At 60.7% G+C, this 25,776-nt stretch carries 26 protein-coding genes and 1 riboswitch; of the genes, 19 read left to right on the top strand and 7 right to left on the bottom strand.

Features of this window, described 5'->3' with window-relative positions; translation table 11 throughout:
• Positions 1-11: 11 nt before the first annotated feature.
• On the top strand, positions 12-548 hold the full coding sequence (locus tag BMS17_RS06275; protein ID WP_077430640.1) for a C40 family peptidase: 537 nt from the start codon (positions 12-14) through the stop codon (positions 546-548).
• 121 nt (positions 549-669) lie between these two features.
• Here BMS17_RS06275 and BMS17_RS06270 read toward each other — a convergent pair whose 3' ends face one another.
• Entirely contained in the window at positions 670-1,983 is a 1,314-nt protein-coding gene (locus tag BMS17_RS06270) for a sorbosone dehydrogenase family protein (RefSeq protein WP_077430639.1), read from the bottom strand.
• Positions 1,984-2,050: 67 nt separating this feature from the next.
• On the bottom strand, positions 2,051-2,635 hold the full coding sequence (locus BMS17_RS06265) for a hypothetical protein (protein ID WP_077430638.1): 585 nt from the start codon (positions 2,633-2,635) through the stop codon (positions 2,051-2,053).
• Positions 2,636-2,791: 156 nt separating this feature from the next.
• Positions 2,792-3,027, top strand: a riboswitch (cobalamin riboswitch).
• An 80-nt stretch (positions 3,028-3,107) separates the two neighbouring features.
• Between BMS17_RS06265 and cobO the strand changes: the two genes are divergently transcribed.
• From cobO to BMS17_RS06200, 14 genes are all read left to right on the top strand, one after another.
• Complete coding sequence (gene cobO / locus BMS17_RS06260) at positions 3,108-3,719, top strand: cob(I)yrinic acid a,c-diamide adenosyltransferase (RefSeq protein ID WP_027922439.1); 612 nt, start codon at positions 3,108-3,110, stop codon at positions 3,717-3,719.
• Positions 3,716-5,044, top strand: a complete 1,329-nt coding sequence (locus BMS17_RS06255; RefSeq protein WP_046032911.1) for a cobyrinate a,c-diamide synthase — start codon at positions 3,716-3,718, stop codon at positions 5,042-5,044. Before cobO ends, BMS17_RS06255 begins: the two co-directional genes overlap by 4 nt.
• A complete protein-coding gene (gene bluB, locus BMS17_RS06250) occupies positions 5,041-5,691 on the top strand; it encodes a 5,6-dimethylbenzimidazole synthase (RefSeq protein ID WP_077430637.1) in 651 nt (216 codons plus the stop codon). Before BMS17_RS06255 ends, bluB begins: the two co-directional genes overlap by 4 nt.
• A complete protein-coding gene (cbiB, locus tag BMS17_RS06245; RefSeq protein ID WP_046032913.1) occupies positions 5,688-6,596 on the top strand; it encodes an adenosylcobinamide-phosphate synthase CbiB in 909 nt (302 codons plus the stop codon). The genes bluB and cbiB overlap by 4 nt, the downstream gene beginning before the upstream one ends.
• Entirely contained in the window at positions 6,589-7,581 is a 993-nt protein-coding gene (cobD, locus tag BMS17_RS06240; protein ID WP_077430636.1) for a threonine-phosphate decarboxylase CobD, read from the top strand. The genes cbiB and cobD overlap by 8 nt, the downstream gene beginning before the upstream one ends.
• Entirely contained in the window at positions 7,578-9,029 is a 1,452-nt protein-coding gene (locus BMS17_RS06235) for a cobyric acid synthase (RefSeq protein WP_077430635.1), read from the top strand. Before cobD ends, BMS17_RS06235 begins: the two co-directional genes overlap by 4 nt.
• Before the next feature lie 147 nt (positions 9,030-9,176).
• Positions 9,177-9,698 carry a bifunctional adenosylcobinamide kinase/adenosylcobinamide-phosphate guanylyltransferase gene (gene cobU / locus BMS17_RS06230; protein ID WP_046032916.1) on the top strand — a complete coding sequence of 174 codons (522 nt, stop codon included), beginning with the start codon at positions 9,177-9,179 and terminating at the stop codon, positions 9,696-9,698.
• Entirely contained in the window at positions 9,695-10,750 is a 1,056-nt protein-coding gene (gene cobT / locus BMS17_RS06225; RefSeq protein WP_077430634.1) for a nicotinate-nucleotide--dimethylbenzimidazole phosphoribosyltransferase, read from the top strand. The genes cobU and cobT overlap by 4 nt, the downstream gene beginning before the upstream one ends.
• On the top strand, positions 10,747-11,322 hold the full coding sequence (gene cobC, locus BMS17_RS06220; RefSeq protein WP_077430633.1) for an alpha-ribazole phosphatase family protein: 576 nt from the start codon (positions 10,747-10,749) through the stop codon (positions 11,320-11,322). Before cobT ends, cobC begins: the two co-directional genes overlap by 4 nt.
• Positions 11,323-11,324: 2 nt before the next feature.
• Complete coding sequence (locus BMS17_RS06215; RefSeq protein WP_046032919.1) at positions 11,325-12,056, top strand: adenosylcobinamide-GDP ribazoletransferase; 732 nt, start codon at positions 11,325-11,327, stop codon at positions 12,054-12,056.
• 54 nt (positions 12,057-12,110) lie between these two features.
• Positions 12,111-12,515: a MarR family winged helix-turn-helix transcriptional regulator gene (locus tag BMS17_RS06210; RefSeq protein WP_046032920.1), complete on the top strand. Its 405-nt coding sequence runs from the start codon at positions 12,111-12,113 to the stop codon at positions 12,513-12,515.
• A gap of 53 nt (positions 12,516-12,568) precedes the next feature.
• Positions 12,569-13,777 carry an MFS transporter gene (locus tag BMS17_RS06205; protein ID WP_077430632.1) on the top strand — a complete coding sequence of 403 codons (1,209 nt, stop codon included), beginning with the start codon at positions 12,569-12,571 and terminating at the stop codon, positions 13,775-13,777.
• A complete protein-coding gene (locus BMS17_RS30615) occupies positions 13,774-13,896 on the top strand; it encodes a hypothetical protein (RefSeq protein WP_256577145.1) in 123 nt (40 codons plus the stop codon). The genes BMS17_RS06205 and BMS17_RS30615 overlap by 4 nt, the downstream gene beginning before the upstream one ends.
• A gap of 55 nt (positions 13,897-13,951) precedes the next feature.
• Positions 13,952-14,503 carry a glutathione peroxidase gene (locus BMS17_RS06200; protein ID WP_077430631.1) on the top strand — a complete coding sequence of 184 codons (552 nt, stop codon included), beginning with the start codon at positions 13,952-13,954 and terminating at the stop codon, positions 14,501-14,503.
• A gap of 90 nt (positions 14,504-14,593) precedes the next feature.
• Here the strand turns inward: BMS17_RS06200 and BMS17_RS06195 are convergent, their stop codons facing one another.
• The 3 genes from BMS17_RS06195 to BMS17_RS06185 all read right to left on the bottom strand — a co-directional run bounded on the left by BMS17_RS06195 (position 14,594) and on the right by BMS17_RS06185 (position 16,994).
• A complete protein-coding gene (locus BMS17_RS06195) occupies positions 14,594-15,865 on the bottom strand; it encodes an OmpP1/FadL family transporter (protein ID WP_046032923.1) in 1,272 nt (423 codons plus the stop codon).
• A gap of 146 nt (positions 15,866-16,011) precedes the next feature.
• On the bottom strand, positions 16,012-16,494 hold the full coding sequence (locus BMS17_RS06190) for a hypothetical protein (protein WP_046032924.1): 483 nt from the start codon (positions 16,492-16,494) through the stop codon (positions 16,012-16,014).
• 275 nt (positions 16,495-16,769) lie between these two features.
• Positions 16,770-16,994, bottom strand: a complete 225-nt coding sequence (locus BMS17_RS06185) for a hypothetical protein (RefSeq protein WP_019407963.1) — start codon at positions 16,992-16,994, stop codon at positions 16,770-16,772.
• 952 nt (positions 16,995-17,946) lie between these two features.
• Between BMS17_RS06185 and BMS17_RS06175 the strand changes: the two genes are divergently transcribed.
• Positions 17,947-18,270 (top strand): sel1 repeat family protein, encoded by a 324-nt coding sequence (locus BMS17_RS06175; RefSeq protein WP_077432170.1) that lies wholly within the window; start codon positions 17,947-17,949, stop codon positions 18,268-18,270.
• 175 nt (positions 18,271-18,445) lie between these two features.
• Complete coding sequence (gene rmuC, locus BMS17_RS06170; protein ID WP_175649012.1) at positions 18,446-19,810, top strand: DNA recombination protein RmuC; 1,365 nt, start codon at positions 18,446-18,448, stop codon at positions 19,808-19,810.
• Between the two features lie 28 nt (positions 19,811-19,838).
• On the opposite strand, the gene BMS17_RS06165 is transcribed toward rmuC, so the two are convergent.
• Both BMS17_RS06165 and BMS17_RS06160 read right to left on the bottom strand, forming a co-directional pair.
• Positions 19,839-23,309 carry a PAS domain-containing hybrid sensor histidine kinase/response regulator gene (locus BMS17_RS06165; RefSeq protein WP_077430629.1) on the bottom strand — a complete coding sequence of 1,157 codons (3,471 nt, stop codon included), beginning with the start codon at positions 23,307-23,309 and terminating at the stop codon, positions 19,839-19,841.
• Positions 23,310-23,462: 153 nt separating this feature from the next.
• The gene (locus BMS17_RS06160) at positions 23,463-23,999 is read right to left on the bottom strand and encodes a TetR/AcrR family transcriptional regulator (protein WP_046032928.1); all 537 of its coding nucleotides are present in this window, start codon (positions 23,997-23,999) and stop codon (positions 23,463-23,465) included.
• A 152-nt stretch (positions 24,000-24,151) separates the two neighbouring features.
• Here BMS17_RS06160 and BMS17_RS06155 point away from each other — a divergent pair, with 152 nt between their 5' ends.
• Complete coding sequence (locus BMS17_RS06155) at positions 24,152-25,345, top strand: MFS transporter (RefSeq protein ID WP_077430628.1); 1,194 nt, start codon at positions 24,152-24,154, stop codon at positions 25,343-25,345.
• Positions 25,346-25,387: 42 nt separating this feature from the next.
• On the top strand, positions 25,388-25,699 hold the full coding sequence (locus BMS17_RS06150) for a cupin (protein WP_046032930.1): 312 nt from the start codon (positions 25,388-25,390) through the stop codon (positions 25,697-25,699).
• Positions 25,700-25,776: the final 77 nt, after the last annotated feature.

The raw sequence follows: 25,776 nt of genomic DNA, 5'->3' as shown, positions 1-25,776 counted from the left end.
ATGCTCTGCTTATGACGATGTCGGCCCGCCTTGCACTCATGTTCTTCGCAGCGCTGCTCAGCGCCTGCGCCAGCCGCACACCGCCTCCTGCGCCGGTGAATCGCGCGCCGATCATCTTTGGTTCCTCCCAGGCATCTTCCCCTGAAGCAGAAGAGGTGCTCTTTCGCGCGTTGGGCCTGGTGGGCACGCCTTACCGTTGGGGCGGCAATACGCCGGACTCCGGTTTTGATTGCAGTGGGTTAATCGGCTTTGTCTATCGTGATGCCGCCGGCATTTCCCTGCCGCGTACCACGCACGAGATGATCAGCATGCAAGCCGCCAATGTGGGCAAGGAAGGTCTGCAAACCGGTGATCTCATCTTCTTCGCTACCAATGGCGGTTCTCAGGTGAGCCATGCCGGGATTTACGTGGGCGAGGGCCGCTTCGTTCATGCACCCGCCACGGGCGGCACGGTGAAGCTCGACAGCTTGTCCAAAGCCTATTGGCAACGGGCTTACCTGAGCGCCAAGCGCGTTCTGCAACCCGAGCACTTGGCGCGCAATCCCTAGTCACGCTGCTGCCCCGTGTAGGAGTGAGCCTGCTCGCGATAGCGTTGGGTCAGTCAATATCGATGTGACTGTCCCAACGCTATCGCGAGCAGGCTCACTCCTACAGGGGGTTGGGGGGCGGTTACTTAGCGGCTGACACGCGCCACACCTTGTTCCCGACATCATCCGCCACCAGCAAGCCACCCTGCTGGTCGATCACGACGCCTACCGGCCGACCCATGGCCTCTTCGTCTTTATTGAGAAAATCGGTCAGTACATCGACCGGTTTCCCGGTCGGTTTGCCGCCTGCGAATGGCACGAAGATCACTTTGTAGCCGCTGTGCGGTTTGCGGTTCCACGAACCGTGCTGACCGATAAAGGCCCCTTCCTTGAATTGCGCGGGCAGGCTGGTGCCTTCAGCGAACGTCAGCCCCAGCGATGCCGTGTGCGGACCCACTGCGTAGTCCGGCGCAATGGCCTTGGCCACAAGGTCCGGGTTTTGTGGCTCGACACGAATGTCGACATGTTGACCGTAGTAGCTGAACGGCCAGCCGTAGAACCCGCCATCCTTGACCGAGGTGATGTAGTCCGGCACCAGGTCGCTGCCGATTTCGTCCCGCTCATTGACCGCCGTCCACAGTGCACCGCTGCGGGGCTCCCAGGCCAACCCGTTTGGATTGCGAATGCCGGAAGCGAATATCCGGTGGTTGCCGGTGGCGCGGTCCACTTCCCAGATTGCTGCGCGACCTACCTCTTGATCCAGGCCGTTTTCACCGACGTTGCTGTTGGAGCCCACCGTGACGTACAGCTTGCGGCCGTCCTTGCTGGCGATGACGTTTTTGGTCCAGTGATGATTCAGCGTGCCTCCCGGCAGATCGACCACCTTGGTAGGCGGCGACTTGATCCCGGTGTCACCGCTTTCGTAGTGAAAGCGCAGCAATCGGTCGGTGTCGGCCACGTACAGGTCATTGCCGACCAGCGTCATGCCGAAGGGTGAGTTGAGGTTTTCCAGGAACACCGTGCGGGTTTCGGCGATGCCGTCGTGGTCCTTGTCACGCAGCAGGGTGATGCGGTTCGGGCTCGGTACTTTGGCGCCGGCACGGCCCATGGCTTTGCCCATGATCCAGCCACGAATGCCTTTGCCGTCATCGGGTTTGGGTGGCGCGCTGGTTTCGGCTACCAGCACGTCGCCGTTGGGTAGCACGTAGAGCCAGCGCGGGTGATCGAGGTCTTCGGCGAAGGCGGCCACTTGAGTGCCGGCAGCGGCAGTAGGTTTCGCGCCCTTCGGCCAGCCGATCGCCGGGGCGATATTCACCGTCGGGATCAGGGTTTTGTTGGGTTCAGGCAGCTTGGGTGACGGGCCGGTGCCGTCGGAGACTTGCAGTATGGAGGTCTCACCACAGGCGGCAAGCCCTCCGGCGAGCACGATGACGATAGCGAGCGGGGACTTGCGCATGCTGGTCTTCCCTATGATTGCTCTGACTTAATCATAGAGAAGCTTCAGCGTGCGATGGTTCCGTCGATTAGCCGCGGGCTTCCTTGAACAACACGGCAACGCCTGGGTGATAGTTGCCGGCTTCGTTGCGCAACTTGCGATAGGCGTAGGGGAAATACCAGGCGACGGCACAGCAGTGTTCTTTTTGCAGATCGTCGACCATGTCCTGAAGTTCTTCAGGGGTGGCGCTTTGCTGGGCTTTTTGCGGGGCAACGAACAGGCAACCAAGTTTCAGGTCGCTGGCGTAGCTGATTCGTTTGGCATCGCTGGTGATGTCCTGCAGTGCCTGCGTCAGGTTCAGGCTGTTGACCTTGGGCCAGCGTTGAGTGGCTTGAAGGTAGGCGCGCTCTTCGGCGGTTGCGATAAACAGATCGGCGCGGGCATTGCGCTCACCTTCTTCGTTCTGTTTGCGCGTCGACGTGTTTGGCAGCGTGACCATTTCCGCCATCCAGGCTGCTGCGGAGAGCAGGCCAAGGTTGGCTTTTTCATCGTGCCAATAAGGCGAGTCGTTATCACCGCGCACCGTGTTGTAGCGGTCGATACAGTCAAACCAGCGCTCCAGCACCGGCCGCAGGAATTCCAGCTTCGGATTGCTGATGATCATGCCTTGCATGTTGCTCACCCTTGTAATTGTGTTGTTGGGTTTTGTGGCGCTTTGATATCACTGCTGACAGTGTGGTGCAAGATTGGCGTCAGTAAATTGATCGGCGGCAGTATATCGCTCGCCGCAGCTTTGTCTTCATTTGACGCTCCACCCCCAACCCTCTAACCTTCGCGGCTTGTTTCAGGTGCTCTGTGGCAGTGGCCGACAGAGTGAAACAGGGAAGCCGGTGAGTGACTATCGTAAAACGACGAAACGTCACGATCCCGGCGCTGCCCCCGCAACGGTAAATGAGTGAAAGCTGCGCCTTGAGCCACTGTGTCGACTGTCGATATGGGAAGGCGCGCAGTCCGGCATCACGCCGCTCATGAGCCCGGAGACCGGCCTGATTCATCCAGCGGCATCACGGTGGGCGATGCCAGGCTTCTTGCCGTCTATTCTTGTGCCCGCCCGCCGTTATCCAGCCTCAACGGAGAGCTCCCCCATGACCGATACCCCTGATCGTGACGAACGCCATTTGGCGCGCATGCAGCGCAAAAAAGCCGTGATCGATGAACGCATTGCCAATTCCCCCAACGAGTGCGGTTTGTTGCTGGTGCTGACCGGCAATGGCAAAGGCAAGAGCAGTTCGGCATTCGGCATGCTCGCTCGGTCGATGGGGCACGGTATGCAGTGCGGCGTGGTGCAATTCATCAAGGGGCGCAACAGTACCGGCGAAGAACTGTTCTTCCGCCGCTTCCCGGAGCAAGTGCGTTTCCATGTCATGGGCGAAGGCTTTACCTGGGAAACCCAGGACCGCCAGCGTGACATTGCTGCCGCCGAAGCGGCCTGGGCGGTGTCCCGTGAGTTGCTCAGCGATCCGTCGATCGGTCTGGTGGTGCTGGATGAGCTGAACATCGCGCTCAAGCACGGCTACCTCGATCTCGATCAAGTGCTCAGCGACTTGCAGGCCCGCCCGCCGATGCAACACGTGGTGGTCACCGGTCGCGGCGCCAAGCCGGAAATGATCGAGCTGGCCGACACCGTCACCGAAATGGGCGTGATCAAGCACGCGTTCCAGGCCGGGATCAAAGCGCAAAAAGGCGTCGAGCTGTGAATCAGCCACGTTGTTGCCCGGCGGTACTGATTGCCGCCCCGGCTTCCGGTCAGGGCAAGACCACCGTCACTGCCGCGCTGGCCCGTTTGCATCGCAATCAGGGGCGCAAGGTGCGCGTGTTCAAATGTGGCCCGGACTTTCTTGACCCGATGATCCTCGAACGCGCCAGCGGTGCGCCGGTGTATCAATTGGACATGTGGATGGTCGGCGAGCAGGAAAGTCGGCGACTGCTGTGGGAAGCCGCTGCTGAAGCCGACTTGATCCTGATCGAAGGCGTCATGGGGCTGTTCGACGGCACGCCGTCCAGCGCCGACCTGGCGCGGCACTTCGGAGTGCCGGTGCTCGCGGTGATCGACGGCACTGCCATGGCGCAGACCTTCGGTGCACTGGCGTTAGGGCTGGCGCGCTATCAAGCGGATTTGCCGTTTGCCGGTGTATTGGCCAACCGCGTGGGCACACTGCGGCATGCGCAATTGCTTGAAGGCAGCCTGACCGAAGGTTTGCGTTGGTATGGCGCGTTGTCGCGAGAAACCGGAATCGAGTTGCCGAGCCGTCATCTGGGGCTGGTTCAGGCCAGCGAGTTGAATGATTTGGACCTGCGGCTCGACGCGGCAGCCGATGCGCTGGCCAGCAGCTGTGAAGTGGCATTGCCGCCGGCGGTGGAGTTTGCCGCCCCGGATGTGATTGTTGCCGAGCCGTTGCTCGCGGGCGTGCGCATTGCGGTAGCCCGTGACGAAGCGTTCGCCTTCACTTACGGCGCGAGCCTGGATTTGCTGCGAGCCATGGGCGCCGAACTCTCGTTCTTCTCGCCGATCCGTGACCGCCAATTACCGGACGCCGACAGCCTCTACCTGCCGGGCGGTTATCCCGAATTGCACCATGTCGCATTGTCACAGAACACCCCGATGCTCAACGCAATCCGTGCGCACCATGCGGCCGGTAAACCGTTGTTGGCCGAGTGCGGCGGCATGCTGTACTTGCTCGACTCGTTGACCGATGTCGAGGGCACTCGTGCAGAGCTGGTCGGTTTGTTGAAAGGGGACGCGGTGATGCAAAAGCGTCTGGCCGCGTTGGCTTTGCAAGCGGTCGAACTGCCTGAAGGTTCGCTGCGCGGCCACACGTATCACCACTCCCTGACCAGCACCGAGCTTGAGCCTATCGCGCGCGGCCTCAGTCCGAACGGCGGTCGCGGCGCCGAGGCGGTTTATCGTGAGGGGCGGATGACCGCGTCTTACGTGCACTTCTATTTTCCATCCAATCCATCGGCCATTGCCGCGCTGTTTGCGCCGGACCTTGAGGCCGACTTGCTCGCGAAGCGGCCATGAGCGACAACGCTTTTTCCGATGCCGAACGCGCAGCGGTCTATCGCGCCATCGGCGAGCGCCGCGACATGCGTCACTTCAGCGGCGGCACGGTCGAGCCCGAGCTGCTGCGACGCCTGCTCGAAGCGGCGCATCAGGCCCCTAGTGTCGGCCTGATGCAGCCCTGGCGTTTCATCCGCATCAGCGACCGAGACTTGCGCGACAAGATCCAGTTGCTGGTGGAAGAAGAACGCGTGCGCACTGCCGAAGCCCTCGGCGAGCGCACCGACGAATTCATGAAGCTCAAGGTCGAAGGCATCAATGACTGTGCCGAAGTGCTGGTCGCCGCGCTGATGGACGATCGCGAGCGCCACATCTTCGGGCGTCGCACCTTGCCGGAAATGGACATGGCCTCGCTGTCCTGCGCCATCCAGAACTTATGGCTGGCTGCGCGCGCGGAAGGTCTGGGCATGGGCTGGGTGTCGCTGTTCGAGCCGCAAGCGCTGGCGGACCTGCTGGGTCTGCCGGCCGGGGCCAAGCCGCTGGCGGTTCTTTGCCTGGGGCCGGTCAAGGAATTCTATCCGGCGCCGATGCTGGTACTCGAAGGTTGGGCGCAAGCGCGTCCGCTGAGTGAGTTGCTGTATGAAAATTATTGGGGAGTGAGTCAATGAGTGTGGCGTTATTGAGTGTCGCCGCGGTTGCGCTGGACGCGCTGCTGGGTGAACCCAAACGCTGGCATCCGCTGGTGGCGTTCGGTCGTTTTGCCGATCGCATCGAGCAACGTTTCAATTCCGCCGGGCGCGGCTGGCGCAGTCATGGCGTCACGGCGTGGGTGATGGCCGTGTTGCCGCTGACCTTGCTGGCGACGGCATTGTCCTGGGCGCCTTATATTGGCTGGGTCGTCGAGATTCTTGCGTTGTATTGTGCCCTTGGTCTGCGCAGCCTCGGTGAACACGTCGAGCCGGTGGCCAAGGCATTGCGCAGTGATGATCTGGAAGAGGCGCGCAAGCGTGTCGGGTATCTGGTCAGCCGCCAGACCAGTGAACTGGATAAGACTGAAGTCGCCCGCGCGGCCACCGAATCGGTGCTGGAGAACGGCAGCGATGCGGTGTTCGCTGCGTTGTTCTGGTTTGCCGTGGCCGGTGCGCCCGGCGTGGTGCTCTACCGTTTGAGCAATACGCTGGACGCGATGTGGGGTTATCGCAATGAACGCTTTGAACGATTCGGCTGGGCTGCGGCGAAGATCGACGACATCCTCAACTACATTCCGGCACGTCTGGTGGCGTTGACCTACGCGCTGCTGGGTAAAACCCGTCTGGCGTTGAAATGCTGGCGCACGCAAGGCCCTACCTGGGACAGCCCGAATGCCGGCCCGGTCATGGCGGCGGGTGCTGGTGCATTGGGTGTCGAGTTGGGCGGAGCGGCGATTTATCACGGTGAACTGCATCAGCGTCCGCAACTGGGCGAAGGTGTGCCGGCGGATGCCGACTCCATTGACCGTGGCTGGCAATTGGTCCAGCGCGGGGTATGGTTGTGGTTACTGATTCTCTGCGTGGGGGCTGAATTCTATGCTTGAGCACGGCGGCCGGTTGCGCAAGGCGGCGCTCGAATACGGCATCGCGGAAACCGATTGGCTCGACCTGTCCACCGGTCTGGCGCCGTGGCCTTTTCCGATCCCGGATATCGAGCCGCGCGCCTGGGCCCGTTTACCGGAAAACGATGACGGCCTGGAGCAGGCGGCCTGCGACTATTACAGTGCAGCGCAAGCGCTGCCGGTGGCTGGTTCGCAAATGGCTATCCAACTGCTGCCGCGTTTGCGCCGTGCCGGTAAGGTCGGGGTGCTGTCGCCATGTTACGCCGAGCACGCCGAAGCCTGGCGGCGCTGCGGCTATATCGTGCGCGAAGTGCTGGAGCAGGAAGTCGACTTCTTTCTCGACAGCCTTGACGTGCTGGTAGTGGTCAACCCCAACAACCCGACTGGCCTGAGCCTGACGCCAGGCCGTCTGCTCGACTGGCACACTCGACTGGCGTCGCGCGGTGGTTGGCTGGTGGTGGACGAAGCGTTCATGGACAACACGCCGCAGCTGAGCCTGGCACCGTTTACTCATCAGGTTGGCTTGATCGTGCTGCGTTCGTTCGGCAAGTTTTTTGGCCTGGCCGGTGTGCGGCTGGGGTTTGTGCTGGCAGAACGCAAGTTGCTTAAATTGCTCGCCGAGCAAGTCGGGCCCTGGGCCGTCAGCGGACCGACCCGGGTGATTGGCCGGGCATGTTTGCTGGACACCGAAGGGCACGCCCGCCAGCGCCATCGCAGCGAGGAGGCCAGCGAGCGTCTGGCGCGGCTGCTTGAACAGCAGGGCTTTAAACCTCAGGGGGGATGCGCTTTGTTTCAGTGGTTGATCACCGAACAGGCTGAGCAACTGCATGAGTTCATGGCGCGGCAGGGCATTTTGCTGCGGTTGTTTGCTCACAACAGCAGCCTGCGTTTTGGCTTGCCCGCCGACGAAGCGGACTGGGCGCGCCTCAAGCAAGCCTTCGAAGCCTACGCCAAGGAAACAAAATGACGACGTTGATGGTGCAGGGCACCACGTCCGACGCCGGTAAAAGTACGCTGGTGACGGCGCTGTGTCGCTGGGTGACCCGCCACGGCGTGCGCGTCGTGCCGTTCAAGCCGCAGAACATGGCGCTCAATAGCGCGGTGACCGCTGACGGTGGCGAAATCGGTCGCGCGCAAGCCGTGCAAGCCCAGGCCGCCAACCTCGAACCCCACACCGACATGAACCCGGTGCTGCTCAAACCCAACAGCGACACCGGCGCCCAAGTGGTTATCCATGGTCGCGCCGTCACGACGATGAACGCGGTCGCCTATCACGACTACAAAACCATCGCCATGCAAGCGGTGCTGGCCTCCCACGAACGCTTGAGTGCGGCGTATCCGGTGGTGATGGTCGAAGGCGCGGGCTCGCCGGCCGAGATCAATCTGCGTGCCGGTGATATCGCCAACATGGGCTTCGCCGAAGCGGTGGATTGCCCGGTGGTGCTGATTGCCGACATCAATCGCGGCGGGGTTTTCGCGCATCTGGTGGGCACGCTGGAACTGCTGTCACCGACTGAACAGGCGCGGATCAAAGGCTTCATCATCAATCGCTTTCGTGGCGACATCGCCTTGCTGCAGCCGGGGTTAGACTGGCTGGAAGCGCGCACCGGCAAACCGGTGATCGGCGTGCTGCCCTACGTGATGGACTTGCACCTAGAGGCCGAGGACGGCATCGATCAGCGCCAGACCGACAAGGCTGACCACGTGCTCAAAGTGGTGGTGCCAGTGTTGCCGCGCATCAGCAACCACACCGATTTCGATCCGCTGCGCCTGCATCCGCAAGTGGACCTGCAATTCATCGGCCCCGGCCAGGCGATTCCACCGGCCGACCTGATCATCCTGCCGGGCTCGAAAAGCGTACGCAGCGACCTCGCGTACCTGCGGGCCAATGGCTGGGAAACGGCGATCCGTCGTCATCTGCGTTACGGCGGTAAAGTGCTGGGGATTTGCGGAGGACTGCAAATGCTCGGTGAACAGGTGCATGACCCGCTGGGCCTTGAAGGCGCACCGGGCTCCAGCGCTGGCCTGGGGTTGCTGGCGTTCCAGACCCAACTCGAAGAAGAGAAACAATTGCGCAATGTGCGCGGTCGCCTGGCCCTGGAAGATGCAGTGGTCAGCGGCTATGAAATCCATGCGGGCGTAACCACCGGGCCGGCGTTGGAAAACGCGGCCGTGCAGTTGGACGATGGTCGCTGCGATGGCGCGCAAAGTGCCGATGGACAGATTTTCGGCACCTACCTGCATGGCCTGTTTGAATCGCCGGCAGCGTGCGGTGCGTTGTTGCGTTGGGCCGGTTTGCAGCAGGTGCAGGACGTCGATTACCACGCCTTGCGCGAGCGCGATATCGAACGGCTGGCGGATCTGGTGGAGAAGCATCTGGATACCGGGCTGTTGCGAGAGCTCTGCGGGTTTTGAGCTGAGTTAGAGGCCGCCATCGCGGGCAAGCCCGCTCCCACAGGTTGTGTGGGAGGGCAAGAAATCTGCGAACAGGCTCGATCCTTGTGGGAGCGGGCTTGCCCGCGATGAGGCCCCCAACGACACCGATGATTTAAAGGAATGAACATGCTGCAACTAATCCTCGGCGGCGCCCGTTCCGGCAAGAGCCGTCTGGCTGAAAAACTGGCGACAGACAGCCAACTGGCCGTGACCTACATCGCCACGAGCCAACCGCTGGACGGCGAAATGAACGACCGGGTCGCCCATCACCGCGCCCGTCGTCCCGCCGAATGGGCCTTGATCGAAGAGCCGATCGAGCTCGCCCGCGTACTGCGCGAAACCGCTGGCGCCAACCGTTGCCTGCTGGTCGATTGCCTGACGCTGTGGCTAACCAATCTGTTGATGCTCGACGACGTCGAATGCCTCAACGCTGAACGCGAAGCCTTGTTGGACTGCCTGGCCTCATTGCCGGGTGAAATCATTTTTGTCAGCAACGAAACCGGAATGGGTGTCGTGCCGCTGGGCGAATTGACTCGCCGCTACGTCGATGAAGCCGGTTGGCTGCATCAAGCTCTGGCCGAGCGCTGCCAACGTGTCGTCCTGACCGTCGCCGGCCTGCCCCTGACCCTGAAAGGAACTGCGTTATGACTCAATCCTGGTGGCTGAACCCGTGCAAGTCGATCGATGCTCACGCCATCGAACAGGCCATGGCGCGCCAACAACAGCTGACCAAACCGGCCGGCTCGCTCGGTCGACTGGAATCGGTGGCGGTGCAATTGGCCGGATTGCAGGGGCAAGTCAAACCCAGTCTGGATCAACTGTGGATCGCGATTTTTGCCGGTGACCATGGTGTCGTGGCGGAAGGCGTGTCGGCGTTTCCTCAGGAAGTCACCGGGCAAATGCTGCACAACTTCGTCACCGGTGGCGCAGCGATCAGCGTATTGGCGCGGCAATTGGGCGCGTCCCTTGAAGTGGTGGATCTGGGTACGGTGACGCCGACGCTGAATCTGTCGGGTGTGCGTCATCTGAACATTGGCCCCGGTACGGCGAATTTCGTCAAAGGCCCGGCCATGACCGCCGCCCAGGGTGAACTCGCCTTGCACGCCGGTCGTGACAGCGTGCGGCGCGCCCTCGCGGCAGGAGCGCAGTTGTTCATCGGCGGCGAAATGGGCATTGGCAACACCACCGCAGCCAGTGCGTTGGCCTGTGCCTTGCTCGATTGCCCGGTAGCGCATCTGGCCGGGCCGGGCACCGGTCTGGACGCGGCGGGTGTCAATCACAAAGCCCAGGTTATCGAGCGTGCGTTGGCGCTGCACAGTGCTCAACGCGGGGACGTTTTGCAGACGCTGTTCAATCTGGGCGGCTTTGAAATAGCCGCGCTGGTGGGGGCGTACCTGGCGTGTGCGCAAGAAGGTGTGGCCGTGCTGGTGGACGGATTCATTTGCAGCGTCGCGGCAATGGTGGCGGTGCATTTGAATCCTGAGTGCCGCTCGTGGTTGTTGTTTGGCCATCGGGGTGCCGAGCCGGGCCATCGTCATGTACTGGAAAGCCTGAACGCCGAACCCCTGCTGGACCTGGGGTTACGACTGGGCGAGGGCAGCGGTGCCGCGTTGGCCGTGCCGTTGTTGCGTCTGGCTTGCGATCTGCACGGGCAGATGGCGACCTTCGCCGAAGCGGCGGTTGCGGATCGTCCGGTATGACGTTGCGTCTGGACGTGTTGCGCCATGGTGAGACCGAACTCGGTGGCGGGTTGCGCGGCAGTCTCGACGACGCGCTGACCGCCAAGGGCTGGGAGCAGATGCGCGCGGCGGTGATCGAGCAGGGGCCGTGGGACCGCTTGGTCAGTTCGCCGTTGCAGCGTTGTGCGCGCTTCGCTGAAGAGCTCGGTGTGCAACTGGGTTTGCCGGTGCAGTTGGATAAAGACCTGCAAGAGCTGCACTTCGGTGCCTGGGAAGGGCAGAGCGCAGCGGCGTTGATGGACACCGATGCCGAGGCGTTGGGGCAGTTCTGGGCTGATCCCTATTCGTTTACACCGCCGGATGGCGAGCGAGTGGCAGATTTTTCCGTTCGGGTATTGGCGGCCATCGAACGCCTGTCCGTGGCCTACGCTGGCGAGCGGATTCTGTTGATCAGCCATGGTGGCGTCATGCGTTTGTTGCTGGCGCAAGCGCGCGGGTTGCCTCGGGAGCAGTTGCTCAATGTCGAAGTCGCTCATGGTGCGTTGTTTTCGTTGAGCGTCGAGGCCGGCGTCATTCTCAAGGAAGCGAACTGAACATGCTGCCGTTCTGGATCGCCCTGCAATTTTTGAGCAGTCTGCCGATTCGTCTGCCCGGCATGCCGACGCCTCAGGAGCTGGGCCGGTCGCTGCTGTTTTATCCGCTGGTGGGGCTGCTGTTTGGCGCGATTCTGTGGGCGCTGAATGGGCTGTTGCTGGGCACACCGTTGTTGCTGCATGCGGCGTTGTTGCTGACGGTTTGGGTCTTGCTCAGCGGCGGGTTGCACCTGGACGGTCTGGCCGATAGTGCCGACGCGTGGCTCGGAGGTTTCGGCGACCGTGAGCGCACACTGACGATTATGAAGGACCCGCGCAGCGGCCCGATTGCCGTGGTGACGCTGGTGTTGGTGCTGCTGCTGAAGTTCGCCGCATTGCTGGCGTTGATCGAGCAGCCGCACAGTATTTTCCTGGTCATCGTTCCGCTGATCGGCCGCAGCGCGATGCTGGGTTTGTTCCTGACCACGCCGTACGTGCGCGCTGGCGGGTTGGGGCAAGCGCTGGCCGATCATCTGCCGCGATTGGCCGGTAAGCAGGTGTTGGCGGTCAGCGCATTGGCCTGTGTATTGATCGCGGGTCTGAGCGGTGTCGTCGCGGTAGTTTTAGCGGCGGTGGTGTTCGCCTGCTTACGGCGGCAAATGGTGCGGCGATTGGGTGGTACGACTGGCGACACCGCCGGCGCACTCTTGGAATTGCTGGAGGTGGCGGTGCTGGTGGGCTTGGCGATCTTCTAATCTTCCCACATCATGTAACTTGATTTAACACAACCACGGGTATATACACGCACCATGCTCGACTCCCAATGTTTATGCATCAACCTGCGTCGCGCCGCCCGTGGCGTCAGCAGGCATTACGACGGCGCTCTGGACGGCTTCGGAATCAACGTTGCCCAGTATTCTTTGCTGTGTAATTTGCAACGACTGGATCAACCGAGTATTTCCACCTTGGCCGAGGCCATGGGCCTGGACCGCAGCACCTTGGGGCGCAATTTGCGCGTGCTTGAAGGCGAAGGGCTGGTAGCGCTGGCCGAGGGCGAGGACATGCGCAATCGCATTGTTCGCCTCACCGAGGCCGGTGCCGAGCGACTGAAGGCCGCCTTGCCGGCCTGGGAGGCGGCGCAACAGCGGTTGGTTGACCGCCTGGGCGCCGAGAAACGTGAAACCTTGCTGCGACTGCTGGACGAACTGGCGTAAGGCCGGTTTTTCCGATCTTAAGCGGGTATATACCCGCTACCGGAGAATAAGAAATGACATCGATGTGGCGTACTTGCGGTTGGGTGTTATTGGGGAGTGCGCTGATCCTTGCGTTGTCTTTGGGCGTGCGGCACGGCTTCGGGCTGTTTCTGGCGCCGATGAGCGCGGAGTTCGGCTGGGGGCGTGAGACGTTTGCATTTGCCATCGCCTTGCAAAACCTGATCTGGGGCCTGGCGCAGCCCTTCACCGGCGCGCTGGCCGACCGTTTCGGTGCGGCCAAAGTGGTGCTGGTCGGTGGTGTGTTGTATGCGCTGGGCCTGGTGTTCATGGGCTTGTCCGATTCCGCCGTGACCCTGTCCCTGAGCGCCGGCCTGCTGATCGGCATCGGTCTGTCGGGCACCTCGTTCTCGGTGATCCTCGGCGTGGTGGGGCGTGCGGTGCCGCCCGAGAAGCGCAGCATGGGCATGGGCATCGCCAGTGCCGCCGGTTCGTTCGGTCAGTTCGCGATGTTGCCGGGCACGCTGGGGTTGATTGGTTGGCTCGGCTGGTCCGCCGCGTTGCTGGTGCTGGGCCTGTTGGTGGCGTTAATCGTGCCGTTGGTGAGCATGCTCAAGGACAAGCCGCTGCCGACACTGGGGCACGAGCAAACCCTCCGCGAAGCGCTGCGTGAAGCCTGTTCCCATTCGGGTTTCTGGCTGCTCGCGTTCGGCTTTTTCGTCTGTGGTTTCCAGGTGGTGTTCATCGGCGTGCATTTGCCGGCGTATCTGGTGGATCAGCACCTGCCGGCGACGGTCGGCACGACGGTGCTGGCGCTGATCGGGTTGTTCAACATCTTCGGCACATACACCGCAGGCTGGCTTGGCGGGCGCATGTCAAAACCGCGCTTGCTCACCGGTTTGTACTTGCTGCGGGCGGTGGTGATTGCGCTGTTCCTGTGGGCGCCGGTCACCACGACCACGGCATACCTGTTCGGCATGGCCATGGGTTTCCTGTGGTTGTCGACCGTGCCGTTGACCAACGGCACCGTGGCGACCTTGTTCGGTGTGCGAAACCTGTCCATGCTCGGCGGGATTGTTTTCCTGTTTCACCAGCTCGGCTCGTTTCTGGGCGGCTGGTTGGGCGGGGTGGTGTATGACCGAACCGGGAGTTACGACTTGATTTGGCAAGTGGCAATTCTCTTGAGTCTGGCGGCCGCTGCCCTCAACTGGCCGGTGCGTGAGCGACCGGTAGCGCGGCTGCAATCACTAATGAGTGCGATATGAACAGTCTGTGGCCGCGGATCGCTCTAGCGGTTGTCTGCGCCTTGTTGCTGGCGTTGTCATGGTGGGGCTGGCATCAGGGCGGGCTCGCGTTGATGCAGCTGGGCATGGGTGCTTGCTAGCGAGCGGCGAGGGCGAGTAACGTCGCTATTGACGACTTATCAAGGATGCACCGACATGCTGATGCGCTGGATTGCAGTCCCCGCGTTGCTGGTGACGTTTACCGGGCTGGCCTGCGCGGCCGAGTGCCCGGAGCTGTTGCAAGGATCACTGCAAAAGCTGCGCGCCAAGGAGTCCATCGACCTGTGCCAACGGTTTGAAGGTAAGCCGCTGGTGGTGGTCAATACCGCGAGCCACTGCGGTTTCGCCCCACAGTTCAAAAGCCTTGAGGCGCTCAATCAGCGCTTCAAGGGGCAGGGGCTGGAGGTGATTGGCGTTCCGTCCAACGATTTCAAGCAAGAGTCCAAGGACACCGCCGAGACCGCCAAGGTCTGTTACGTGAATTACGGCGTGACCTTCACCATGACCGAACCGCAGTCAGTGCGAGGCGAAGACGCGACGCACCTGTTCAAGGTTCTGGCCAAACAGACCAGCGCGCCCAAATGGAATTTCTATAAATACGTGGTTGATCGCAAAGGCAACGTCATCGCCAATTTCTCCAGCCTGACCAAGCCTGACGATCCCGAGTTCATCGCTGCAGTGGAGCAAGCCCTGGCTTCCCAGCCCTGATCGACGCCCACTAAAAAGCCCCGCCTCTGTAACCAGAGAGCGGGGCTTTTTTGATTCAGCCGGCGAGTGGTTCAGGTTCGCCGTGAATCATCAGAAGCGGTAAGTTGCGCCGAGACCGAAACCGCTCGCCCAGTTTTCATACTTGGCGTTGTAGGTCTGGCCACGGTCGTTGGAGTTGTTGATCTTGACCGACTCTTCACGCAGGTACGAATACGCCAGGTCGATGGTCAGGTCGTTGGTCGGGCTCCAGCCAGCGCCCAGGCTGAATGCCTTGCGATCGCCCGTCGGGATGCGTGGGGAACGGTCGACGTTGTTGGTCGGTGCCTGGTCAACGGACAGACCACCACGCAGTACCCATTCCTTGTTCAGCTGGTAGGACGCGCCGATGGCGTGAGCCCAGGTGTCGTGCCAGTTCTGTTCTTCGGTGATGGTACCGAATTGGCCGTTCAGAACGGTTGGAACACCACTGTTTTCGACGGTGATGTCTTTCAGGCGGCTCCAGCGAGTCCAGGTACTGCCTGCGTACAGAGTCCACTTGTCGTCGAGCTGGTGAGTAACCGAGAAGTCCACCGATTCAGGCGTGGTCACGTCCAGCGAAGCGTCGTATTTCTGATTCGGGTTCTGGCCGATCAGGCCCAGCACGCCGTAGTTGACCTTGGTGCTGCCTTCGAGCTTGTACTTCACTTTCGAGTGGTAGGTCAGGCCGACGCGAGTACTGTCGGTGGCTTGAACCAGCACGCCGATGTTGTAGCCCAGCGCGGTGTCGTCACCTTTGATCTTGACCTTGCCATCTGGCGCGGCCTGGGTGATCGACAGGTTCGATTCCAGGGTGCCGTCGATGCGGTTGATGGTCGGGCCGAAACCGATGGAAACCTTGTCGTTGAAGGCGTAGCTGACAGTCGGTTGCAGAGTGGCGATTTTTACTTCGCTCTTGCTACCGAAGTAACGACCGGCAAAGTTGTTTTCGTAGTCGGTTACCAGACCGAACGGCGCGTACACGCCAATACCGAAGGCCCAGTGGTCGTCGATTGGCTTGACGTAGTAGCCCATAGGTACGGCGATGAACGGTACCATGTCGCCGTCGTTGCTGCCGCCGTTCGGGAAGGAGCTTGCGTGGCTGATGTCAGTGTGTGCGTCGATCATCGCAACACCGCCGGTGACTTGTTCACGCTTGATGCGGGACATGCCGGCAGGGTTGCCAAAAATTGTACTTGCGTCATCGGCAGCGGAAGATCGCCCGGCAAAACCTGTACCCATCCCGCTAATGCTTTGTTCGTTAATGGCGAAGCCACTTGCAAAGATCTGGGTGGATGCCAGGGTAACGGCGAGGCTAAGGGTAGTTTTGAGCATTACTTTTTTCATTATTAGAACTCCTGGTGATCACCGGGGCGAAAACTACCAACATTTTCGTCCCAGCGCTATAGGCTGTATGGCTTGAGTTAGAGCGGTTTTGTAGGACAATCCGACCAGATTCGCGACCGGTTGCACGATCTTTCAGAACTGGTGGGTCAGCAAGCGACCTGATTCAGTGGTGAAACACAAGTTTGCCAGGCGCAGGTGAAGTCGCGCAGGCGTCCTTGAGGCTGAAAGGTCTGACGCCAGATGCGGGCCATGCCCAACAAGTCATCGGCGGCGGGGAGGGGTGTGTTCTGTTCTTCTACCAGCAGCCAGGCGATGGCGGTGGCGTAACGCAGGTTAACGGTCAATTCCAGGTGCGGCCCACTGAGAAAGGCATGTTGGCTGGCCAGGCCGCGCACGAGGCTCGCGCGTTCGGGGTCCAGGGCCAGGTAATGATCCCAGAGTGCCTGGTGGCGGGGTTCGGCGATTCGGTAGAGGCCGTGGCCACGGCGGTCATGCAGGGCGGAACCAAGGGCAGACTGGCTGGCGGCGATGCCCAGCAGCAGGGATTCGGCGGTTGCGCTATGGCGTCCGAGGTAAATCAGTGTCGGACGAATCACATAACGGCACAGTTCGCTGGCAGCGATACCCATAAAGCCCTCGAAACATGAAGTGGGCGGCGATACCTGAAGGGGCCTTGGCAGCGGTGGATCGAATCAGGCTCGCCGGAAGCGGATCACGCCGCTTGAGTTGAAGTGTAGTGTCATATTCGCGTTGTAAAGGACTGTTTTTAAAATATTTCCAGCTTCGAGTTATAACCGTTATATCGGTTAGTGCTTAGCCGCTGGGGGTGAAAAGAGAAATAACGGGTAATAAAAAGCCCCGCTTTTTGAGCAGGGCTTTTCGGTTTTTCAGTCTTTCTGGCGTCTCAGGCGATCAATGCCTGGCGGGTACGCTCGATCACGGCCTGCAGCGGCTCTGCGCTGGAGTATTGATCGGGGTACAGGCGTTCGCTGTGACGAGCGATGCCGTGTTCGTTGACCAGGGTGAAACTGAAGCAGCCTTTGCGAGCGGCCATGATCAGGCAGTTCATTGGTGCAAAAGCGTTGGTTAGGGTGCGGATGGCATCCTGAGTGTGGATTTGAGTAGACATAGTGTTGGTGTTCCTACAAGCGACACGGATAAGAGCCGTGCAAAATTAAAACGTTCCAGTGACGACGACCACCGTTGGTCGAACGAAGAACCCGACTGGAACAAAGCAGCCAGTTTGAAGCGCTGATAATTGGCGCGCTTGGGCTGGCAGGTAGGTACTTAGGAGGGCAGGCAACACATCAAGGGCAAAGGTTCTGGGCCCGGGGTGAAGATCCTGATCAATTTGCAGGCTGGTTCGGTCAGAGTAAGTGAGCTTCGCAACACCCTTCGCTTTTGTTCGAAGGCTGTGTTGGCGCAAGGTTTACCTGGAAACCATCGAGGTGGTCGATCCTGTTTTGTCGGTGGAGGCTTCTCTTGAGGGAAGGCTGACCGCGAGGATTTGTTCGACCAGAATTGACTTTCAGCTTGGTACTAACGCCGCGGATACTAACGGATTGAATTTCAGAAAGGAAGTGTGTTAGCAAAAAGAATTCGTGAGGTCGGACGATGTGCCCCGCAATCGTCCACATTCCGACCGGTGGTGGCGGTCGTTCATCGGGCCGCGATCTGCCTGGATCAAGGGTTTTCCCGGTTTATCCCCAGAAGCCAGGCAAATATGCGCCGAAAAAGGGCAGCGATATAACCGCCTCGTAGGTACTTGTGCACATAAGTTGCGCAGACTGTAACCCCACTGTCATCCACGCCTCAGTCGCAGTGGGTGCCTGTGTTGAAAATTTAAGTCAATGAAAAACATCGCTTTTTTTTACTGGTGAAAAAATCGTCAGTTTGACTGCGAGCCCCATTCCACAGGGCTTTGCGCGAGTTCAAGGGCGGTTGTCCACTGAGTTATCCACAGCTTCTGTGGATTGTCCCGAGCGCTTGCTCTAGCACGGGCGTGCCGGGTTTTTTTGGGCTTTACCTGTAAGAAAAAAAGAGTAGAGTTGCGCGCCTTCGGATTTGCCCTACAGTGCTTTATGAAGTTTCGCTCAGTATCAAACCCTGCTACCTCAACGCCCTCAAGTGTTACCCCGCCCAAGCGCTTTTCAATGCGCGTGGCAGAGTGGTTGCTGGACAGTCCACGCCTTGGGGATAACCCCAACATCAAGCACTTCGCCGGGCGTTTGCTTAAACAGCCTGCCCGTGAAGGCGTCGTGGCCGCGCAAAGCCGTCTCGGGCAATTGATGTGCCGCGAATGCGGCAATGCCCGTGATCGCCGCATCGGCCAGGACCTGTTGCGCCAAGCCGCGCGAGCAGGAGATACACGCGCCCTACAGGAACTGGGCCTGATCGAAGACTGAGCTGTCCAAGTCCGGTTGCCTTGGTTAACCTTCAAGCTTTATCTCATCAGCAGGAATCTCTATGGCTATGGACTTGACCAGCCTATTACTCGGTCTGGCGGGCGCTGGCCTGCCATTGCTGGTACTGGCTTGGCAAATTCAGCGCCGTGCGAGCTCCTCGCAGGCCGAGGTTGCACTGCTGGAAGAACGGCTGGCCATGGCCCAACTGGCGCAGGACGGCTTGAACGCCCAACTCGATGCGTGTCGCGATGAAGTCGCTGATCTGAGCCAGGCTAACGCCGCCAGACAAGCAGACCTCGCCGCCGCGCGCCGTGAAGTCGAACTGCTGCAAATCGAGCGCGACGACGCCCGCGATGCGGCCCATGCCTGGAACATTGAACGCTCCGGCAAAGAGGCTGAGCTGCGTCGCCTGGACACCCAGGCGGCCTCCCTCAAGGCCGAACTGCGTGAGCAGCAGGAAAGCCATCAGCAGCGCCTCAGTGACCTGCAAGGTTCGCGAGATGAGCTGCGGGCGCAGTTTGCAGAACTGGCGGGCAGGATTTTCGACGAGCGCGAGCAGCGCTTTGCCGAAACCAGCCAGCAGCGATTGGGTCAGTTGCTTGATCCTCTGAAGGAACGCATTCAGTCCTTCGAAAAGCGCGTCGAGGAAAGTTATCAGGCCGAAGCCCGCGAGCGTTTCTCGCTCGCCAAGGAGCTGGAGCGCCTGCAGCAGCTGAACCTGCGCCTGAGCGACGAAGCCACCAACCTCACTCGTGCGCTCAAAGGGCAGAAAACCCAAGGCAACTGGGGCGAGCTGATTCTCGAGCGAGTGCTGGAGCACGCGGGCCTGGAGAAGGGTCGTGAGTACCAGACCCAGGTCAACCTCAAGGGCCCGAACGGGGAGCGTTTCCAGCCGGATGTGATTATTTACCTGCCGGGCGACAAGCAGGTGGTGGTCGACTCCAAGGTCAGCCTTACGGCCTATCAGCAATACGTGGCGGCTGAAGATGACACCATCGGCCAGATCGCCATCAAGCAGCATGTCCTGTCACTGCGCAATCACGTCAAAGGCCTGGCCGGCAAGGATTACAAACGGCTCGACGGCTTGCACAGCCTGGATTTTGTTTTGCTCTTCGTACCGATCGAGGCCGCGTTCTCCGCCGCCTTGCAGGCCGAGCCGACACTGTTCCAGGAAGCCTTCGACCGCAACATTGTGATCGTCAGCCCCACCACGTTGTTGGCCACGCTGCGGGTCATCGACAGCCTGTGGAAGCAGGAACGGCAAAGTCAGAACGCCCGTGAAATCGCCGAGCGAGCGGGGTGGCTGTACGACAAGTTCGTGTTGTTCATCCAGGACCTGGACGAAGTCGGCAATCGCTTGCAGCAACTGGACAAAGCCTACAGCTCTGCGCGCAACAAGCTGACAGAGGGGCGCGGAAATCTGGTCAGTCGCAGCGAACAATTGAAGTTGCTCGGCGCGCGAGCCAGCAAGAGTTTGCCGGCCGATTTGCTGGAGCGGGCGATGACCGATGTGGATGGCCTGGTCGAGTTGCCCGAGTAAATTTTCAGTTAGGGCGCGGCCTGTCGCGCTACAACGGCAAATGCCGACTCAGCAGCGCCCGTAACGCCGCCGGTTTCACCGGTTTGGCCAAATAATCCAGCCCCGCCGCATGCACTTGTGCCACCATCTCCGGCCGGCCATCGGCACTGATCACCACGCCTGGCACCGGCTCTCCCATTTGGGTGCGCAGCCACGCCATCAGCTCCGTCCCGGTGTCGCCATGATCGAGGTGGTAGTCCACCAGCGCCAGTTGCGGGCGTACACCGTCTTCGAGCAGCGCTGCGCATTCATCCCGATTGCGCGCGGTCCAGACCTGGCAACCCCAGCGCGTCAGCAGGCTGTTCATGCCGATCAGGATGCTGTCTTCATTATCGATGCACAGCACCTGCGCGCCGCTCAACACATGGCCGTTGAGTTCAGCGGTCGGTGTCGCCACGACGGTTTGCGCCCGGGCCAGCGGCACGCTGACACTGAACACACTGCCGCGCCCCGGCCAGGAGCGAACTTGCAGCGTGTGTCCCAAGACGCGACACAGGCCATCGGCAATTGCCAGACCCAGCCCCAGGCCTTTCTCGGCACGAGTCTGGTGACTGTCGAGGCGTTTGAATTCTTCGAAAATCACCTGCAGCTTGTCTGGCGCAATGCCCGGTCCCCGATCCCAGACCTCCAGGCACAACTCTCCCTTGCGCCGGCGAACGCCGAGCAGCACGGGCCCTTTGGCGTAGCGAAATGCATTGGTCAGGAAGTTTTGCAGAATTCGTCGCAGCAGTTTGATGTCGCTGTCGACCCGCAATGTGCTACTGCGAACGTTGAACGTCAGCCCTTGTTCCTGAGCCTGCGCCTTGAACTCGGCGCCGAGCGTGTCGAACAGTTCGTTGAGCGCGAATGGCTTGATGTCAGGGTTGATCTTGCCGTTTTCCAGACGGGAAATGTCCAGCAGGTCACTGATCAAATCTTCGGCAGAGCGCAATGAGCTGTCCAGGTGATGGACCAGCTTCTGTGCCTCAGCGGACAAGCCATCGTCCTGGTGGGACAGGGCGGCGGAGAACAGGCGCGCGGCGTTCAGTGGTTGCATCAAGTCGTGGCTGACGGCTGCGAGAAAACGGGTTTTCGATTGGTTGGCGGACTCGGCGGTGCCCTTGGCTTCGGTCAACGCGACGTTGAGTTGCGACAGCTCGTGGGTGCGCTCGGTCACCCGCTGCTCCAGGCCTTCGTTGGCTTCGGTCAGCGCCTGTTCGGCTTCGCGGAACGCGGTGATGTCGGTGAAACTCATGACGAAACCACCACCGGGCATCGGGTTGCCGATCAGCTCGATTACCCGCCCGTTGGGGAACAGCCGTTCAGAGGTATGGGCGCGACCCTGGCGCATCCAGTGCAGACGGCGGGCGACGTGCACTTCGGCTTCGCCGGGGCCGCATAAGCCGCGCTCGGCGTTGTAGCGAATGATGTCGGCAATCGGCCGGCCGACGCTGATCAGTCCATCCGGGTAATTGAACAGCTCCAGATAACGCCGGTTCCAGGCCACCAGTTTCAGAGACTGGTCGACCACGCTGATGCCCTGGGTAATGTTTTCGATGGCACCTTGCAGCAGGGCGCGGTTGAACTGCAGCACTTCCGACGCCTCGTCGGCGATCCGCACGACGTCTTCAAGTTGCATTTCTCGGCCTTCGATGGCGGCTTTTACCACCGCGCGTGTCGAGGAAGCACCCAGTACACCCGCCAGCAAACGTTCGGTGTGGGCGATCCATTCACCGTCGGCGTTTTGATTCGGGTTGAAGCCTTTACCCTGACGGTAGGCGAATCGGATGAAGCTCTGGCGCGCCCGTTCTTCGCCGACGAAACGCGCCGCCAGTTGCAGCAGATCATCGATCTGCACCGCCAGCATCGAACGGGCGCTGGGGCGCGCGCTGATTTCCTGGCCAATGAATCGGCCCGCCTGCCAATGCTCCGACACCCTCGTGCGCGACAGTACGGACACCCAGGCGAACAACGTGAAATTACCCGCAAGCGATAGCACCACGCCTTGGGTCAGTGGGGTGATCGGCAGGTTCATCGGGTTGCTGTGCAGCCAGGCCAACCCAGGAAAACTGCTCAGGGACCAGCCGAGGCTGAGGGCCGCTATCGGCAAGATCAGGGTGTAGAACCAGAGGAACGTCCCGGCGGCGAGGCCCGCGAACACGCCCCGGCGATTCGCCTGTTTCCAGTACAGCGCGCCGAGCATGGCCGGGGCCAGTTGCGTCACGGCAGCAAAGGCAATCTGGCCGATGGTTGCCAGGCTGGCGGTCGAACCCAGCAAGCGATAACTGACGTAGGCCAGGAGCAAAATCACCACAATGCTCACGCGGCGCACCGAGAGCATCCACTGGCGGAACACTTCGAACGGCCGCTCGGCATTATTGCGTCGCAGCAACCATGGCAACAGCATGTCGTTGGACACCATGGTCGACAGTGCCACGCTGGCGACGATCACCATGCCGGTTGCCGCCGAAGCGCCACCGATAAACGCCAGCAAGGCAAGGGCGGGGTGAGCCTGCGCCAGGGGCAGGCTGATGACGAAGGAGTCCGGCAACACCGAGCTGGGCAGCAGCATCTGGCCTGCGAGGGCGATGGGTACTACAAACAGTGCAGCCAACGCCAGGTAGGCCGGGAACACCCATTTGGCCAGGCGCAGATCCTGAGGATCAATGTTTTCCACCACCGTCACGTGGAACTGCCGGGGCAGGCAGATGATCGCCATCATCGCCACGCCGGTCTGCACCACCATCGAGGGCCAATTGACGGTTTCCTTCCAGTATTGCTCCAGGCGCGGTGCGAGCATGGCCTGGTTGAACAGATCGTCGAAACCGTCGTACAGACCAAACGTGACGAACGCGCCGACGGCAAGAAAGGCGAACAGCTTGACCAGTGATTCAAATGCAATCGCCAGCACCATGCCACGGTGGTGTTCCGTGGCATCGAGGTTGCGGGTACCGAAGACAATGGTGAACAGCGCCAGCACCAGCGACACAATCAGCGCCGTGTCCTGAGCGCGAACCCCCATGGCGTCGGCGCCCGCGCCAATCAGCAGGTTCACGCCAAGCACGATGCCCTTGAGCTGCAGCGCGATGTAGGGCAGCACGCCCACCAGGCAAATCAGCGCCACCACCACCGCCAACGACTGAGATTTGCCGTAACGGGCGGCGATAAAGTCGGCGATGGAGGTGATGTTTTCCTGCTTGCTGATCATCACCATTTTTTGCAGGACCCAGGGCGCGCCCACTAACAGCAGGATCGGCCCGAGGTAAATCGGCAGGAACGACCAGAGCTGTTCCGCGGCCTGGCCCACGGCGCCAAAGAAGGTCCAACTGGTGCAATAAACGGCCAGCGACAGGCTGTACACCCAGGCGCGCACTCGCGGCGGCAACGGTGTGCTGCGACGGTCACCGTAAAAGGCGATGGCGAACATGATGGCCATATAGGCCAGGGCGACGGCGGCGATCAGCCCGCTGGACAGCGACATGGGAACTCCAGACAAAAGACAGCCGGGACTCCCGCCCGGTCAGACAGTCTCGCACGACCGCCCCGGTTAGTCAGTGTCGACCAAGGTCGAGACTTGGCGCGGGGGCGCAGGGGGATCAAGGGTGTCTTTTCGGGGCCCTTTGCGAGCAAGCCCTTACTGGTTCAACGCAATCGCGATCAACCGATGCAGCTCCTCAACCTCCAGCGGCGCCTGCGCAAACAGGATACGAAACACAATGGGCGCCGCCACCATGTTGATCAGCCGATCGACATCCGGTTTGGGCTCATTCGGGTAGCGATCCAGAATCAGCTGTAACTGTCCGCCAATGATCGTCGCGCAATAACTGGGTTTGAGGCTTGATTGAACGTCGCGCAGCATGTTGCGACCGGGTTCGGAGCTCATCTCGTCCAGATACTGTTCCGCCCAGGCCTGCACATCACCCGAGAGGCTGCCGGTATTGGCCGACTCGGTTTCCGGTTGCATACGGGCGAGCGCGACGTCCGCCAGCAGCGCTGACAAATCCCCCCAGCGTCGATAGATGGTGGACGGCGTAACCCCTGCGCGCGCTGCGATTTGCGGCACGGTCACGCTGGCGCGGTCCTGCTCTTCGAGCAGTGCGTGCACGGCTTTGTGAATTGATTCCTGCACCCGGGCGCTTCGGCCGCCGGGACGTAAAGTGGGGCCTGTCATTGCGTGTTTCCTGTTCTCGCCGCAACCCGCTGACTAGCTGGGCATGGGTGGTAAAAGCCATGCAGCGGACCTTAACACAAAGAATTTGCTTTAAGCTTTGGTCGGTAGCACACTCCGCAAAAGCAAAAAATTAGCTTTTGCGGAGTGTGCTGATGTCCAGTTCCCATTCAAACCGTGCCAGCCTGGGGTTCCTGGCGATCACTTTACTCAGTTTTCTGGCGGCTTCCACGGCGCCGACGCCGTTGTATCGCTTGTACCAGGAGCAGATGCATTTTTCGGCGGCCACCCTGACCCTGATTTTCGGCGTCTATGCCTTGAGCCTGCTGGCCGCGCTGCTGACGGTCGGGTCGCTGTCGGATTACCTTGGGCGCAAACCGGTGATTTTCACCGCGGTCGTGCTGAATGCTCTGGCGATGTTGCTGTTTATCTACGCTGACAGCGTCACGTGGCTGATCAGCGCGCGGGTGCTGCAAGGGTTTGCCACCGGCATGGCAACCGCGGTGCTCAGTGCCACGCTGCTGGACACTGACCGCCAGCAAGGGCCGTTGATCAATAGCGTTGCGCCGTTGATCGGCATGGCCCTCGGCGGTATGGGCTGCGGCTTACTGGCAGAATTTGCCCCGGCGCCGCTGCACTTGACCTACTGGCTGCTGCTGGTTCTGTTTGCGTTGCAGGCGTTGTACAGCTGGCGTTTACCGGAAAGTGTCTCGCGACAGGCCGGGGCATGGGCGTCATTGCGACCGACCCTGCATGTGCCGGTTCAGGCGCGCCCCACCTTGTGGCGGGTGTTGCCGCTCAACACCGCGACGTGGGCGCTCGGTGGTTTTTATGCGTCCCTGGCGCCTTCGTTGGTACGCGCGGCCACCGGTTCCACCTCGAACCTGATTGCCGGCTCGACCGTTGCCGCGCTGACACTCACCGGGGCATTGATGATTTTCACCCTGCGCAATCGACCTGCCGCCCTGGCGCTACGGTTGGGGGCGAGTCTGCTGCCGATGGGCATTGTCCTGGTGTTACTGGGCGTGCACAGCGCCAGCCTGTCGCTGTTTTTCCTGGGTACGCTTGTCGCTGGATGTGGCTTCGGTGCCGGTTTTCTGGGGGCCGTGCGCAGTCTGGTGCCGTTGGCTTTACCCCATGAGCGCGCAGGGTTGATGTCGGCGTTTTATGTACTCAGTTACCTGGCGTTCTGTTTGCCATCGTTGCTGGCGGGGAATCTGATCCGAGCCTTCGGGTTGGTCGCAACAACCGATGGGTATGGCCTGATTTTGATTGTGTTGTCCGTTGGCGCGTTACTGGCCCTGATGCTTCAGCGCTCATTGAAAGTCTGTGGCGCTGATGTGCGTTGATCGTTAGCCTAGGCCTCGCCACTCATTCGACGGACCGCCCCGATGAAAATCATCCGCAGCAAATCCTTCACCGCTGACCGTGCCTGGGGGGCGCTGGACATCGCCAACATGAACGGCATCACCACGCGTTTGCACTGGACCGATCAGCCTTATAAATGGCACGTCAACGATGGCCAGGAAGTGTTCGTGGTGCTGGATGGGCAGGTGCAGATGCGTTACCGCGAAGAGGGCATCGAGAAGGCAGCGCTGCTCGACGTCGGCGACATTTTTTATGCGTCCGTCGGCACCGAGCATGTGGCCCATCCGCAGGGCGCGGCACGGATATTGGTGATCGAATCAGAAGGCAGTATTTGACTCTATATCTGCAAAACAGATAACAGTTAGAGATATTACCCGTTATATAGATATTCTATTCGGTTCTACCATGGGCT

Origin of the sequence: Pseudomonas sp. C9 (assembly GCF_002000165.1) — a bacterium.
In the GTDB taxonomy this organism is placed as follows: domain Bacteria; phylum Pseudomonadota; class Gammaproteobacteria; order Pseudomonadales; family Pseudomonadaceae; genus Aquipseudomonas.
The sequence above is the reverse complement of the archived record's forward strand: the minus strand, read 5'-3'. Positions and strand labels throughout refer to the sequence as shown.